General features: G+C 37.3%; 13 protein-coding genes and 1 pseudogene. 2 read left to right on the top strand and 12 right to left on the bottom strand.

Annotated features, from left to right (window positions below):
* Window positions 1-113: 113 nt before the first annotated feature.
* Window positions 114-707 (bottom strand): MarC family protein, encoded by a 594-nt coding sequence (locus HC643_RS37810; protein WP_038085640.1) that lies wholly within the window; start codon window positions 705-707, stop codon window positions 114-116.
* Between the two features lie 168 nt (window positions 708-875).
* Window positions 876-1,556: pseudogene (locus tag HC643_RS37815) on the bottom strand (ATP-binding protein); the annotation flags it as partial.
* Between the two features lie 356 nt (window positions 1,557-1,912).
* On the opposite strand from HC643_RS37815, the gene HC643_RS37820 reads away from it, so the two are divergent.
* Window positions 1,913-2,530 carry a hypothetical protein gene (locus HC643_RS37820; protein WP_038085643.1) on the top strand — a complete coding sequence of 206 codons (618 nt, stop codon included), beginning with the start codon at window positions 1,913-1,915 and terminating at the stop codon, window positions 2,528-2,530.
* On the opposite strand, the gene HC643_RS37825 is transcribed toward HC643_RS37820, so the two are convergent.
* The 10 genes from HC643_RS37825 to crn3 all read right to left on the bottom strand — a co-directional run bounded on the left by HC643_RS37825 (window position 2,527) and on the right by crn3 (window position 12,667).
* Window positions 2,527-3,027 carry a hypothetical protein gene (locus tag HC643_RS37825; RefSeq protein WP_038085645.1) on the bottom strand — a complete coding sequence of 167 codons (501 nt, stop codon included), beginning with the start codon at window positions 3,025-3,027 and terminating at the stop codon, window positions 2,527-2,529. The two genes, HC643_RS37820 and HC643_RS37825, sit on opposite strands and share 4 nt — an antisense overlap.
* Before the next feature lie 25 nt (window positions 3,028-3,052).
* On the bottom strand, window positions 3,053-4,063 hold the full coding sequence (locus HC643_RS37830) for a hypothetical protein (protein ID WP_038085648.1): 1,011 nt from the start codon (window positions 4,061-4,063) through the stop codon (window positions 3,053-3,055).
* Window positions 4,064-4,084: 21 nt separating this feature from the next.
* Window positions 4,085-4,852, bottom strand: a complete 768-nt coding sequence (cas6, locus tag HC643_RS37835) for a CRISPR system precrRNA processing endoribonuclease RAMP protein Cas6 (protein ID WP_038085708.1) — start codon at window positions 4,850-4,852, stop codon at window positions 4,085-4,087.
* Complete coding sequence (csm5, locus tag HC643_RS37840; protein ID WP_038085651.1) at window positions 4,846-6,207, bottom strand: type III-A CRISPR-associated RAMP protein Csm5; 1,362 nt, start codon at window positions 6,205-6,207, stop codon at window positions 4,846-4,848. The genes cas6 and csm5 overlap by 7 nt, the downstream gene beginning before the upstream one ends.
* Window positions 6,208-6,212: 5 nt before the next feature.
* Window positions 6,213-7,310 (bottom strand): type III-A CRISPR-associated RAMP protein Csm4, encoded by a 1,098-nt coding sequence (gene csm4, locus HC643_RS37845; RefSeq protein ID WP_038085654.1) that lies wholly within the window; start codon window positions 7,308-7,310, stop codon window positions 6,213-6,215.
* Window positions 7,311-7,348: 38 nt separating this feature from the next.
* Window positions 7,349-8,395: a type III-A CRISPR-associated RAMP protein Csm3 gene (csm3, locus tag HC643_RS37850; protein ID WP_063779471.1), complete on the bottom strand. Its 1,047-nt coding sequence runs from the start codon at window positions 8,393-8,395 to the stop codon at window positions 7,349-7,351.
* 2 nt (window positions 8,396-8,397) lie between these two features.
* The gene (gene csm2, locus HC643_RS37855) at window positions 8,398-8,955 is read right to left on the bottom strand and encodes a type III-A CRISPR-associated protein Csm2 (protein WP_237266039.1); all 558 of its coding nucleotides are present in this window, start codon (window positions 8,953-8,955) and stop codon (window positions 8,398-8,400) included.
* A gap of 67 nt (window positions 8,956-9,022) precedes the next feature.
* The gene (locus HC643_RS37860; RefSeq protein WP_167844842.1) at window positions 9,023-9,220 is read right to left on the bottom strand and encodes a hypothetical protein; all 198 of its coding nucleotides are present in this window, start codon (window positions 9,218-9,220) and stop codon (window positions 9,023-9,025) included.
* A gap of 5 nt (window positions 9,221-9,225) precedes the next feature.
* Window positions 9,226-11,637, bottom strand: coding sequence for a type III-A CRISPR-associated protein Cas10/Csm1 (cas10, locus tag HC643_RS37865; protein WP_038085657.1), 2,412 nt, complete (start codon window positions 11,635-11,637; stop codon window positions 9,226-9,228).
* A gap of 31 nt (window positions 11,638-11,668) precedes the next feature.
* Entirely contained in the window at window positions 11,669-12,667 is a 999-nt protein-coding gene (gene crn3 / locus HC643_RS37870) for a CRISPR-associated ring nuclease Crn3/Csx3 (protein ID WP_237266040.1), read from the bottom strand.
* Window positions 12,668-12,907: 240 nt separating this feature from the next.
* Between crn3 and HC643_RS37875 the strand changes: the two genes are divergently transcribed.
* Window positions 12,908-14,368 (top strand): TIGR03985 family CRISPR-associated protein, encoded by a 1,461-nt coding sequence (locus HC643_RS37875; RefSeq protein ID WP_038085664.1) that lies wholly within the window; start codon window positions 12,908-12,910, stop codon window positions 14,366-14,368.
* Window positions 14,369-14,571: the final 203 nt, after the last annotated feature.

A 14,571-nucleotide genomic window follows, 5' to 3' on the forward strand; every position in this document is an offset into this window, starting at 1 on the left:
TAATGCATTTATCTTTAGTTAGGCAACTTTTATGTAACAAAAATTAAGATCTTGGCTTTACCTCCCTTGAGTCCTAACGTGAAAGGGAAGGGGTAAAACTTAAGCTTATTTAACTACGCAAGAAATAATTCCTTGATCCCCGTACTACCAATTTCAATTGCTAGCGCCGCTAACAAAAAACCCAAAAGCTGAGTAATAATGACCTCTCCTTCTGCACCAATCCATTTATCAATCTGATTTGATAAACGTAAAATTAACCAACTCAGAAACATTGCTCCCACAATACCCCCAATGACGCTGATATGAGGGCTGGGGGATTCAGCCATTAGTAACATCACTGTTGTCAGAGTACCCGGTCCTGCTAGCAATGGCAAAGCTAATGGTGTAATCGCAACATCGCGATCGCGATCGATAATTGGTGTATCTAAATCTCCTTGAAGCATTTGTAAAGCGATTAACAACAGCAGCAGTCCCCCCGCTACTCGCAAAGATCCCAAACTAATATCCAAGTAACTTAAGATAAATCTGCCACCAAAGGCAAAAACTAAAAGAACTGCAATTGCTACCAAAATAGCTTTATCTATAACTTTGTTTCTGCGCTCTGGTTCCATACCTTTAGTTAAAACCAAGAGTATGGGTATGTTTCCAATAGCATCTGCAAGAACAAAGACAGCAAGAAAAGTTTTAAGCAGAATAGAAGTGTCCACAGTAGATAGCTTAAACCAAGTTACTCTAACAAAGGTACTGAAATTTAGAGTACTTTCACTCAACCCATAGGTTAACAAATCTCCTGAACAAATTAAGCCATAATTGAGTAATACATATAATACATAAAAGTACGCGATCGTACTTCAAAGCTGCTTGCGAGAGCGTAGACCAGTCTCATCAGTATGCTGTTGGTATAATGCTGCTACTTCTTGGGCGTTAAAATTTCTGAGTGTGAGGGAACTCACTTTAATATTGAAGGGACTCGCCGTATTTAAGCGATCGCTACCACCGGAAGCTACTTTATAATCGCGTACATCGCGCAAACCAATCAACCCCACAGATAATGGAAAGTTATGAGGACGATTGGGATAACCATCGCGTAACTGGCGTAACACCGAAATCAATGTTTCATTTTGTAGCGAGTCAATTTCATCAATAAATATTACCAAAGGTCGGGAAGACGCTTGCGCCCAAGTCTGTAAAGAGGCTCGAATTCTCCGTCCGGGTTCTTCTTTATTCCAAACAGGTGGTTGCAAATCTTTGGGTAGTCGGACTTCAATTGTATCGCGCCAAGTTCCAAGAATCGCTAATTCTGCTGCACCTATATCATTATTAAACGCGCTTCCCACTTCTACCGATACCACAACTGCCGTGTAACGCCCACTTTCTGTCAGTTGTTTTGCTAAGGCTAACATTGCGGTTGTTTTGCCTGTTTGTCGAGGTGCATGAACTACAAAGTAACTCCGTTGTTGAATTAACTCCTCTATATCTGGCAACCTAGCTGTTGGCGGTAGCATATAGTGGATATCTTCTTGGCAAGGACCTGCAATGTTGAACCAACGAGGCATGCAACAACACTCTGTTCGGGCGGACACTTTGTGAGTTTACCTTAACTTTACAGCCATTTTCAGGTAAATAGACCACAGTCCTAGGGGCACGGCTGATGTGGGGAGCATCGCAATTTGGAAAAACATTAAGTGATTGGAAATCACGGCTACACAAACGAAGTCCGCCTACGCGGACTAATAGCCTGCGAAGGCAAGCTTTGTGTATATAGGTTCTTCTATTCTGAAGGTAACGTGCATTCATTGGGATGCTCCTAGATGCATGAGTGTTAAGAAACCGCCTAACGCACTGTATTGCCTGTGTGCTTTAAGATCAAACAAAAAATTCTTACGTCAAATCGGTAATTTTTGAGGAGATTATGGCTTTCAGTAATTATAAAACTTTAAGTGAAGTTCTCGTAGAATTTCAGGTTACCTATACAGAATCTAATTTTCTTGGAGAAACAGAGTTTAATATCTCTGATTATTTTCGAGAAGATTTACAAATCATGATGAGAGATGGTGTTGTTGATAACTCAGAATTTGCTATTTGTGAAAATTTAGTTTATCCAGTTCTCAAAGAAGTTTGGAAATTCTATCGCAGTCATTTCATTCTTTGGAGTCATCATTCTTTAAATTATGACGAGAAACTTTCAGGTTTCCCGGAGTATATTGTAGCGAGAAAATCTCCTTTAGGAAAAGTGGTGTTTGATAAGCCATACTTCATTTTGGTCGAGGCCAAACAGGATAACTTTGAAGCTGCTTGGGCGCAATGTTTGGCAGAAATGATTGCTGCTCAAAAACTTAATGGAGATATGCAAATAATTATCTATGGTATTGCTTCTAATGGCGATCGCTGGCAATTTGGCAAGCTAGAAGCAGATGTTTTTAGTAGAAATATTACCTTTTACACAATCCAAGAGCTAGAGAAATTATTTGCTGTTGTTAACTACATATTTCAACAGTGTGAAAGACAGCTAAACAATCTCGTTTCCTAGGAACGAAAACTGGTGTCTACTCTTTGCGTAACTTCTCCCCGTTCTACCTTCACCAAGTTATCCCTTGCAGCAATGGTAATATATAGTGAAATTCCGCAGTCAATAGCAGCCATTGCCATCGCCGCCGATAAACTTTTGGTTCCACCCGTGTAATCAGCCATAATCTCATGACTGTTTTCTTGCTGTAAATTAGAGATGCGATCGCGAATTTTAGAATAGCATTCGCCTAAATCGTCCGGGTTTTGTACGAGAATTAAATCCCGTTGTGGTTGAAAGCGATCGCCTAACCCCACTTGTGTGGGAATATTGGGTAGTCGTTCGATAACTTCTGCACCCCGACGCACCTCGCAGGGAGTTCCTTCACCTATGACTTGGGACTTGCTACCCTTTTCACCATCAGAAGCAATGAATATCACCCTGTCGGGTTGTAAGCTTTGGATAGTGGTGATGATGGGTTGGAAAGAACCCCCGATAGTGACTAAAAGGATTTTGGACATTTTATAGATTGATTTTTAACTACTCTTAGTTAAGTCTAATTTCTTGGCGATTAATCCAAGTTTTTTGTTGCTCTAACTTCTCAATAGTCAATACCTCTTCACCTGCTTTAGCTTCATTCATAATACTTTCGTATTTTAAAATCAATTCCCATTGAGGGCCTAGAGTACAGATGCCATTACCTGTTTCATATTCTTTTCTTACTGTTATTAAACCTAACTTATTCATCGAACGCAAAGTTGTATCCCTAAATTGTTCAAAATCTATTCCTTCTATGAGAATAGAATAACGTTCGTGACCCTTTAATCGTCCATAAACTTCTTTTGATGAGATACCTAATTCTAAATTAGGTATCTCTAAAACTGCATTATTTAAATCACTTAGAACCAAAGGTATAACTGGTAATTCTACCCAGTATTCTTCTCTTTTTTCACTAGTGAAATATACACATTTTTCTGCTTTTTCATTAGCAGATTGAACATAATAAAGACGAGAAACTTCATGTGATAAAGAAGCTACCATTTGTAAAGCCGAATTAATCACATTATTGCCGCCTGTAAGATTCATCCATATTTCTTTGCCTTGCTTACCGCCTCCCTTTGCCAGTGAAGCTACTACTTTAGCAATTCTTTCATACGTTGTCTTAATATCACTTAATTCCACTTCACACCAGTAAATAATACCAGTATTATTTTGACTACTTTTAATTTTTGACCACTCTTGTATCAAAAGAGGCTCAAGTATCTTTTTCATAGTATCAGTTCGTTTCTCAGGGTTGCCTCCTATTTTTCCGTAAGGATTCTTTATGTATGGTTTGCAGTCAACTTCACCATTAATAACTTCTTTAGTGGTAAAAAGGATAAGTAATTGTATACCACCTACTTGATCACCTTTTTCTCTTTGCTTTTCTTCACCTGAACGGGCAAAGAACTCTTTTCCTTCAACTTCCCAATTATTATAAAGTTTAGCTAGATAAGAAATTGGACCTGTAACTACTCCTGGTGAAAGACCCAAGCCCATTAAATGATAAACTCCCATATTTTTCTCCAGATTATATAATTAATACATTAAATTAATGTTCGTTAAACCCATGCCTAATCTAGTTTTCATTCCTGTACCTGTAAACTGAGCATAGTTAACTAGAAGATTCGCAACATTTGCCAATAATGGCTCAGTACCGTGCAAAACTTGTAGGGTTACATTACCTGTGAAACCATTGACAAATCCATTTGCTAATTTAAATATTCTAGTTTGAATTTTATGCTTTCTCAGTGTAATTACATCACTCAAAAAAGTCATTAATTCATCACTACCTAAGTAAACTGGTGCAAAATGATTCCATCGTTCTAACCAACTACGAAACATCAAGTAAGGTACAGGTAAGGCTAAACGAGTTCTCTGTTGAGCAAAAACAGTAGGAGTAATGAAGTCTAGATAAAATCGCTTAATAGGTTCCGGTTCAGATGCAACGAGAGTGTGATAAAGATGTTCGTAGCTGGTAGTTTCATTTTGTCGATTTACTACATCAAACTTTGTTCCTAAAAACTCAAAGTAAGGAGATAGATCTAGGTTAGAAATTACCTTTGCTGTCATATCTTGTAAACCACAAAGGGATAATTTGTAAAAATTATTTGGACTAAAAGTTATAAAGTCTCCGGAGGTAGAACAAGAACCAATGATTCCTGAATAAGTAACAGCAGGGATTTTTATATCGGCAAAGGATATTTGCATTCTTCTGTGCAAGTCCTTCACTAGTTCCAAGCTATAAGCTCGGGGTAGAAAAACTGGCTCGGATACAGTTAATGTCCAAGTAGATCGAATTAGCATACGGCCTCCATAGAAGTAAGCTGAACCCATCCCAAAGGTCGTTTGGTTGTGCTGGTTCGAGTAGGAATTATTGCAGTGCGTCTAGATTTTGGAGTCTCTGAAGAATTGGTGGAAATACCGCAAGCGTTACGAATGTGTTCTCGAGTTTCTTCGTGACAATGTAAACCAATTGTGGTTCCCATCATTCCACTTCCCCAGCCAAGTCTAAGATTATAGGAACAATTATTATTATAGAACTGGCGAATACGACTAAAGTTTAGTTTTTCATCATTAGGATTATCTTGAATACCGTTCCAATATCTTTTTTCATGCTCCCATTGTGCTTGTGCAAATTCTTGACAAATTTCTAGAATGCCTTCTATAGTCCATAGTTGGCGAGGTAACTGCATTCCCTGTTCATGCTGAAACTGGGATAGCATTTCCGTATCAATAGTAAGATTAAATTCTGCTTGAACATTCCAAACCATTTCTACAAAATTACTTTTCGCACTTTCTTTAGCTAATCTTCCACTATCATTGGCATAAAAACTAGAGGAAATCACTTCGGCTACTATAGATAAATTGTCAGTATCATTTTTTTCTAATGAGTAAGAATCAGTAACTTTTATAGCTCTCATAAAATCTGTATTAGGAGTATCTATTTCTTGAGAAGGGCGATATTTGTGGGTGAATTTAAAATTCGAGAATAAGTAACTGCTCAAAGATATTTCTTGATTGTTAGCCAATTTAATTAATCTTTCGTCATCTAGGTAAGCCTTTTTTCTTTTAATAAAGACGGAGTTAAGTTGCCTTAATTTTTGCTCAATGTCACTCAGCCTTGTCGTAGATACTTGATATTTAAGTAAATAGTAAGCAATCGCAGTTCTAATTGCTCCTTTAATAGATGTGCCAGGTATATATAATTCTCCAAAACCATTGCGAATTGAAGGTCTTAGTTTTTTAATTTCTTCTTTTGTCCGTTTGTGGCTAATACTTGTAGCGGGAAAAATATGAGTATAATTCCACCATTTTTTACCCAGTATTTCTTCAAGCAATTCTAGGATACTCTCACGTCTTTGAGTTAACCTATAAGCATTTTTTTCATTAATATAGTGCTTGATAAGCATAATATAATTATCTAGTTTTCCCTGTTGAGATAAAACTGTTATTAAAGCATTATTATTGGGAAAGTAAATCAATCGATGTACTTGTTCTCTACTACGTATATCTCTCTGAATATAGTCAAAGGGAGTTAGAGCAGATTCTGCTGCTCCAATATGAATTAAAGGACTTGTTAACTGAATACGTTGAGATTTATAGTTGCATTCCTTGTAAGTGTTTAGTTTATTCCGGATGGTGTTGGGAGAACTGACCATAATTTCTACTCCGGGGCGTTAATTGAAAGACTAAAGCTAATTCCACTACGATATATTTTGTGTGTATCTGGATATTTATGAAATTCTTTTGGCGTCACATCAGCTAGTTCTCCTAAAGGAGAACATGGAAAAACTGAACCTTCAGTAAACATTCGCAAAGATTGACGGCGTAGTTGACGACCAGAAAATGGAGATACAATCCAACCCCCTCGTTCTTGAATCTCGTAAGCAGCAGATTCGTCTAGTAGTCCATCTGGTAGCGAATTTTGCCAATACAAGCTAATTAAGCAGTAGTTTGGCTTATTCTTATTTACCTCAGATGGGTTTAATATATTTTTCCAATCCTTCTCAAATTCTTTCTCTTCTTCGTTTATCCAATTAGGTTTAAATCTTCCTGCACCACTAGATCTTTCACCGCCTAATCCTTCTTCTCCCAAAAGGTCGAGAGCTAATTTTAGTCTTTGTACAAGTTTCTCATCTACTGGTTTAGGGAATTTAATGATAAAGTATAAACCAGCTTGTTTATCTTCATCTGGTTTCGAGAGAAATTGCACAAAGCCAGTATGGTAGAAATTTGTTGCTCTTGTAGTACGGTCTACAGCAACTTTGGGGACAAGACTAATTGTGTAAACTTTTTGATAATTAAATGTTCCTGCTTTATTTAAAGCTAGAGAAACCTCAGGGTAATTTTCTAATTCATCTTCATCATCTTCAGTAAATCCCTCTTGAGTTTGATACCAACGATGCCAGATTTTTAAGGGTAAGTAGTTAAGTTTCTTATACTTTTTAGTAAATTTTAAATCATTTTGTGGGTACCCATTTGGTAAAAGTAATGGTTTAGGTAAATAATAGGTATAGCGGCTACCTTCTTTAGAGTAGATAAAAGTAGAACTAAGTTGAAATAGTGATTGAGGATTTTTCACTAATCTATCTAGTAAATCTCCAGCATCTTCTTTACCAAAGAATTTGGCGTAAGAACTTATCCAAGCACTAAAGAGAGTATCAGAACGCACTCTTTCACTAGTTTGTTCAATACCAATGCCTAACTCACCAAAATGAGCAAGGTTACTACCAAAATCAAGTTTTACTATTTTACAGCACACTTCACGTTCACCACTATAGGAATAAATAAAAATTTTTACTATTTTACAGCAACAGTCTCTTGCGCTTCGCTAATTTGTAGAAGCTGCTGTAACTGGCTATTTTCTGTGTCTAACTGTTTGAATAAATCAGTGGTATTCTTAATATCTAAATTAGGATTTGTATCGGAAGTCGATTTTATCGAGATAGAGCCACCGCTTTCATCTAAAGAATACTTATGTTGGGTTAGCACAAAGTTTTCAAATTTTACCTTACCATAGCCTCGTGAACCATGCCCACCTAAAGCATCATCTTCAAGCATTGCAAGGGTAAGTGCAATATTTATTAAATCTGTTTTGACTTCATTTTTATTTTCAACTTCTACACTATAGATCATTTCTAAATCAAATCTCGCTCCTTTTGGAACTCGTTCAAATTGTCTAGGAGTTGCAGCAGCTGTAATTCTATCTAAACCATTCTCGAATTTGCGTTCGGTCATAAATAAACCTGTATCAATTTTTTCAAGTTTTTTAATAGACTCTTGTAGTAGATGAGAATCTCGAACAATCAAGCGTGCAGGTGTATTTCTTCCTTTAACCTTTACATATTCTTCTCCACTTTCATCAAACTCACCATAATTGGTACTGTTCTTTTTAATTTTTCTAGGTTTTTCTAAATAAGGTAATCCATCAGCATCAGCATCAGATATTTTTAACCAGCAATCTTTACCAGTTGCACCAAACAAACGACTGAGTTCACAGCTTTGAGAACCTTGATACAAAACTAAGATATTATCTTTATTCTCTTTCTGTGTAATTTCTGTATATCCATCTAGGATGTCATCACTTTCATAGCGCCAAACTCCAGCAGAATCGCGATTCAAAGGTTTATTTAAAAAACGTTCTAGAATTGAACGCAACTTACCTTTAATAGATGAACCAGGTAAGTAAGGATGTTTTGTGATCGGTTCACGAACAACAAGTTTATCAATTCCACCGATATCGAGTTTACCCTCACCCCCACCAATGTGCAGCCCTGTTTCCACAACTAAGGTGGCTTTAATATACACTTTGCCTAATAATCTTTTTTGTGCTAATGGTACAGTCATAATTAATCTCCTCCTCCAGCAGCTTTGTGATAAGCGATAATCGATTCAACAAGTTGAAAGAAACGCTCAAAATCATCGGTGTCATGTACTTGGTCAATTGCCACGTCCATGACTTCTTTTAAAGGTTGTACTACAGGTGCTCTAGCAGTAGCATAAGCTAGTTTTTGTTTTAGTAAGACTACTTGTGTGTCAATTTTAGGTATTTTTTGTAAGGAAATTACTCCTGAATCAGGTTCTATATCTTTGCTTTTTACAGCTATTTCTATTTTTAGACGATTAACAGTATCTAGAAATTTGCGAATTTGATTAGTCTTTAAACCATTTGTTTTTAGATAATAGCCAAATTCTTCAGAATCTTTAACAAGTTGACGAATCGGATAATCTTTAAGACCTATATTTTTTCCTTTCTTGATAGTTCTGATAATTTTATCAGTAATTTCTGTAAATAACTCAATAAGTTGAATGAAATTTTTAAAGTCTTGTAAATCTTTCACCTTATCGCTTGCAGCATCTATAATCATTTTAATAGATTTAATCGCTTCATTGTCTTGAGCAGGCATCTGAAGACTTTGTTTAATTTTAGGTAACTCAGAACTAATTTTAGAAAAATTATTTTCTCTTTTAAGACTATCTACATTTTTTAAAAGAAGTTATTTGACTAAGTTCTAGCCCAAAAAGCCAAATGTCATCAGCAAAAGACTCAGCATCTTGAAGCATCTGATTTTTATCATAGTCTTTTAAAGTTCCTGGCTGTCCTTTTTGGTTACGTAAGTCACGAATTCTTTTAGCAATCTTGTCACTTTTTGCGATAATGCTATTACTCATTTTAATTACCGAGAACGATTAAGAAGTTCAATCCAAGTAGCGATCGCACGAAAATAACGTGCGTTTAGAGGATTCATTAAAGATTGACGAATAGGAGAGAATTCTGGTTTATCGCGTACTGTTGCTGGTAGACGAGAAAAAGCATAAGCTAATTTAGGTAGATGCAAGTAGTAGCGGATCTGGTTTTCTTGTTCAGCATTTTGTTGTTCTACTTTTTTTTCGATCATTATATCTTGTGCTTCAGCAGTATCTAAAAGACTGCGAATGAAACTACGCGAGTAGTCAGAACTAGGTTCTAGTTGTTCAGTTAGTTGTTTGACAAAATTTAAAACACCAAAGATTTCTGGCTGGGTTTCTAGTCTAAGATAATATAAAGTTTTATCTTTCTTATTAAAAACATTTGATAAATCTTCTATAACGCTTGACAAATCTTCTGTAGTTATCCATTCTTCCCATTTGAAAAACTCACCAAATAAACCTAACCTATCTCTACCTTTTTCTTTAGCTGCTTCTTCCGCTTGTTTTGAAGCAGAAGCAGCTTGATAAAGAGGAAATTTTGGTTCATCAATACTTATTCCTCCAGATAGAGTAATATCTGGATTATGGCCTGTATATGCACGAAAGCATTGATAGATATCAAAGGCTAATTCAACTATTTCATTCCATGAACCACTGATAAATAAATCATCACCTCCAGCATATATAAAGAGTAAATTTTTTCGTTCATTCTTACTTAAAATTTTTACTTTTTCTAAAACTTTAACTTGATTATTAATAGGTATGATAAAAGTATCTTCACGTTGAGCCGCTAAACTATTAAGATAGACTTTAAAAAAGTAACTCATTTGTCGTGATAGTCCAGCCATTCTCAGTAAGTATAATTTTTGCCTTTCTTCATTTATACCTTCAGCAAATATCCTCCCCAGTTTATCAACATCCATTTGTAAATAACCTACTCTAGGAATACACCCTGATTCTTCTGATTTTTTTGCCATTTCACCAGATCGAATATAGCCTGATTCACCTTCAATTTGAGTGAGTTGACCATAGTTTCCCAGAAGCAGTGGTGTTATATTTTCATGTCGGTAGTTCTTTAATTGCCAATTGTTAATTAAAAAAATATTTTCAGCATCATCAACAGTCATAGCGTTATTGATATCTTCAAATAAGAAGTAGTACACGCCCGAGACATAAAACCTGTACATCTTCTCTACCTTTACTTCTTTCTTGAAAGTGGCTCTATATGAACGAACGATTGCCTTGACTTTAAACAATTTATCTCCTAATTCAAACATTTTCCGACAGAGCCAGCAAGCAGGAGAAGAATCTAAATCTTTTAAAGGTTTGAGTTTTGGTATATCATCTCTATGACAAACTCGACATGTTTCATAACTGGCTTTTCGCTTGAGAAAATCGCTAAGGTACATTTCAAATTTCCGATTTTTATGCACAGGTAACTGTTTAGTTGTTATCTGCTTCCAATACGTAGCGAATTCTTTTTTATTGACATATTGAGTAGAAAAAGGTAAGTAATCAATTGCTAAAAATAGTTTTCCTTGAAAACTGTTCATTAGCCACTTGTTAAAGCTATTTCGTACAGACTTGACAACATTATCTACTTGTTTTGTATCGCCATATGCTAAAATGTAAAAATTTCCTCCACCAGCATAAATAACATTTGTGCGTGGTAAATCTAATCTATCCAATATTTGCTGTACAATTTCCTCTGTAACTAATTCCAAATAAAAACTTCTTGCCCTTAAAGATTTTAGGGCACCATCAGAAGAAATAGTATAAATAAATTTTTGAATACCTGATAAATCACCTGCAATTAAACTGAGATTGTCGGATGCAGAATTATGAGCCAGGGCAGCTGCTACTGCTGCTGTTACCCGTACCATATCAATTAGGGCTATATCATCCGCCTCACCAAAGCTGATGTAGGAGCCAAACTTCTCCAAAACCATCATCAAGAAAGAGAGATTTTCCCAGTCATAAAGCTTTAACTGAAGCTTCTCAATCTCATCTTTAATTTGCTGTTTCAATCCCTCCAATTTATCTTGTCCCGGCTTCTGATTTTGAGGATAGAATTGAGGATAGGGAATAATGGGATACTTATCTTTATTTTCAATCGCTTGTGCTTCCCAATAATGATGTTTGTCTTGACCTTTATCCAGTTTCACATGGTCAAATAACAAACGCAAAGGCTTAAAAATATTATCAGGCGGCTTTTGCAGTATGGTATTGTCGCACCAATTTAGCTGTTCTTCAGCTTTAGCTTTCTTAGTAGCATGACAATCTTCAGGAAAGTAACAATCACTTGGTAAATTAGCATCAGCCCATTTTGCCATAGCCCACATAGCTTGTTGGGCAATGATTAAGGCGACATTTTTGGCAGAAGTTGGTAAATTTGTCATAACATCCTTGTGCTGGCTAAGCCAGTCTTCATCATTGGGCAGAATGCTGTAGCAGCTTTTTGACTTGCTTAAGCAACACATCCGAAACACTTTTCACCTGTCCCCTTACCCAAGGACCGCAAGTTATTTCCAAATATGGCTCCTGTTTGTGAACCTCTTCTATCTCCTCCAAACGACTGTGAATCACTGCTACAGGCTTTAAATTTCCCCTGTCCCGACAAAACTCATGCCAAGCATCCACTTCTTCTGACTTGGAGCTAATAATCAAGTAGTGAGTACAAGCTTCTAAAATAGGCAGTTTCTCTGGCTGTACCATCCCCCCAACATCTACAATCACCAAAGACTTTTGCTTCCGCAGTTGTAATATTGCTTGAGCATGATAGGGAAAAAACCGTTCTGTCAAAGCCCCCTTATTAAGTTTCTTGAAGGCTTCGATCTCATCATGAGTCGCCTCTGCACTTAATTCCAAAATGTAGTTCCCTTCTCCATCCCAGTGAGCGCGTTGTAAGTAAATCTCAGGATGGTCAGATAATAAAGCTTGAAACAAAGCATGGGAGAGTACGCTTTTACCGCTATCTGGCGGTCCTACTATCATCAACGCCGGACATAGCCCAGCTTCCATGTTTCTTTTTTCCTTACCAAATGGATGATTTTGGCTTCCATTTGGTGGACTCATAGGAATAACTTGACCGATACGGACTTGATGAGAGTGCGTGACAGACACGACTGCTCCCAAACGAGGGTCATAGCAAGCCACCCAATCGGTACTATCCAGTTTATGAGTGAGGTAAGAATAAAGCCACATCGGGGCGCGACCGGAGATCGCCACGCCACCAGTGGTATCAATCCCAGGAGGCAATTCTAGATTTTGTATATCTTGCGGTTCTATCAAACGATCGTTTTTCGTTAACTCAATCGATAGCACTTGGTATTTAAAACCTTGTGCTACCACTGATTCACTCAGGTGCAGGCGCAAAGCTGGGATAGTAGCCTCACTCATACTGATTGGTAACTTTTGTTTCTCTGACATTATTGCATATTCAGTAGAAGAGGGGTCTTCTATTAAACATATTATTGTTACAATTCTATTCATCAAAATGCCGATACTTTCAGAACTAGTTGGGAAAACTATTGCTGCACAAGGCTTTACAGGAGACAATTAAGTTTTATGTAAATGATAATCTTTTGTTTAAGTATTATTAAATACTTTAAATTGCCGAAAAGGATAATACAAATTGTGACGATCTCATATTATAGATAGGTTGTAAAATTGACTGAAAATTCGTTTCTCCCACCTACCCCAGAAATTTTGCAATGGCTGGCTGCAGGACAACTTGCTAACCGACTACAACGATCGCTGCGATTGTGGGTGCTCATCAACAAACTCTACAGCAGTCAAACCAACTGGGTAAACAAACTCCCAACACCATTTACATACTCACAGTTGCGGGACTGCTTATTTGCCTACCGTCATCCCAAAAGCGATCGCATAAACGCTCAAGACATCACCGCCCAATGTAGCGATCGCAATTGCATTTGCCATCAAACTTTTTCAGAAATAGTCTTCGAGCAAAACTTCCATCTGAGCGTTGACAAATGGCAGCAATCCATAATTCAACTGACAGGAATGAGCGAAGAGGAATTACAAAAGGCTCTACAACAACATCCTTTTGCCACCGTGCATCGTTCTTTAAGGGACGATCTCAAACAACTAGTCCGCCTGGGTTGGTTGCAAATTACAGAAATACAAAAGTATCGTTCTGTTTTAATAAAAGATTTACCAACGCCCCCAACTCAAACAACCCCAGAACTGAGTCTGTTTTCTCTAGACCTAGCACAGACGTGGGAACTCCTGCAAATCTTGGAATCCATCGCCTTTGTACAGCCAAACTTATCGTTAATTATAGGAAAGTTATGGGAGCAAATAGCCAGTTCTTCCGCCTCTAGAGGACTTTATGCCAAAGACCCGCACCAAAGAATATTCCTACACCTAGACTATATCCTTTCTCCACAAATGCAAGACCGAGTTGATAATTACCAGGAACAGCTAGAACAGCTTTGGCGCAAATCCTCTGGTAGCGTAGTGCAGTTCGAGTATTGGATAGCAGCAACTGAAAGCAAAGTCAAAGTGACTGTTTACCCAGTTTGCCTGCATTATCGACGCCGTGCTAAATACCTCAGTGCATATGGCACAGATCCCGATAATAATGTAGCATGGCACAACTACCGCCTAGACCGCATTGCTTGCGATCGCCTGCAACTGCTGGCATGGAACGATCCCCTCATTCCTACCATCTTAAAGCAGATGTGGCAAACAGGAAATTTACCAATCCCATCGGATGTCGATCGAGAGTTGAAAGATGCTTGGGGGCTCAATTTCTATCTTAAAAAAGAATGGCTCATTCTCCGTTTCCCAAAAGAATTTGCCAAGTGGTACGTAGAAAACACAATAAGACATCCTACTTTTTGTGAAGTTTCCTATAACCAACTCCCTAAATTAATTGCTCAAAATATTTCAAACGAGCAAGAACGCCAACAGTTGTTAGAAATTATCAGTCAACGTTCTAAAGACGATGCTTATTACAACGCCTGGATACGAGACGGCGATATCAACGTCCTGATGCGCCTGCGAGAATGGCGACCGAAAGGCGAAGTTATTGCTCCCTTATCGATTCGGAGACAAATGATAGCAGAAGTAGCACAAGAATTAGCGAATTATTCTGAAAAATAACAACTCCACTCTCTAAACAGAAAAAGCAAACGAACTGAGCAAATATATTTCCCCTCGTTCTCCACAAGATTTTTGGGGTTTTGCCTTAGTTAGAGTTATTATCAATTTGCACTCGGGCGGTAATCCCATTGGATTTGTGAAAGTAGGAATTTTGTTTATTTATTGATGGTGGTTGGAGCGCGATCGCACAAAGAAATTATCTC

Origin of the sequence: Tolypothrix bouteillei VB521301, from assembly GCF_000760695.4 — a bacterium.
GTDB lineage: Bacteria > Cyanobacteriota > Cyanobacteriia > Cyanobacteriales > Nostocaceae > Scytonema > Scytonema bouteillei_A.

Excerpts from the sequence above, each read along its gene's own strand:
- crn3 (WP_237266040.1), bottom strand. The coding sequence starts at position 12,667 with ATGTCAGAGAAACAAAAGTTACCAATCAGTATGAGTGAGGCTACTATC.
- csm5 (WP_038085651.1), bottom strand. The coding sequence starts at position 6,207 with ATGGTCAGTTCTCCCAACACCATCCGGAATAAACTAAACACTTACAAG.
- cas10 (WP_038085657.1), bottom strand. The coding sequence starts at position 11,637 with ATGACAAATTTACCAACTTCTGCCAAAAATGTCGCCTTAATCATTGCC.
- HC643_RS37830 (WP_038085648.1), bottom strand. The coding sequence starts at position 4,063 with ATGGGAGTTTATCATTTAATGGGCTTGGGTCTTTCACCAGGAGTAGTT.
- csm3 (WP_063779471.1), bottom strand. The coding sequence starts at position 8,395 with ATGACTGTACCATTAGCACAAAAAAGATTATTAGGCAAAGTGTATATT.
- HC643_RS37825 (WP_038085645.1), bottom strand. The coding sequence starts at position 3,027 with ATGTCCAAAATCCTTTTAGTCACTATCGGGGGTTCTTTCCAACCCATC.
- HC643_RS37820 (WP_038085643.1), top strand. The coding sequence starts at position 1,913 with ATGGCTTTCAGTAATTATAAAACTTTAAGTGAAGTTCTCGTAGAATTT.
- cas6 (WP_038085708.1), bottom strand. The coding sequence starts at position 4,852 with ATGCTAATTCGATCTACTTGGACATTAACTGTATCCGAGCCAGTTTTT.
- csm2 (WP_237266039.1), bottom strand. The coding sequence starts at position 8,955 with ATGCCTGCTCAAGACAATGAAGCGATTAAATCTATTAAAATGATTATA.
- HC643_RS37860 (WP_167844842.1), bottom strand. The coding sequence starts at position 9,220 with ATGAGTAATAGCATTATCGCAAAAAGTGACAAGATTGCTAAAAGAATT.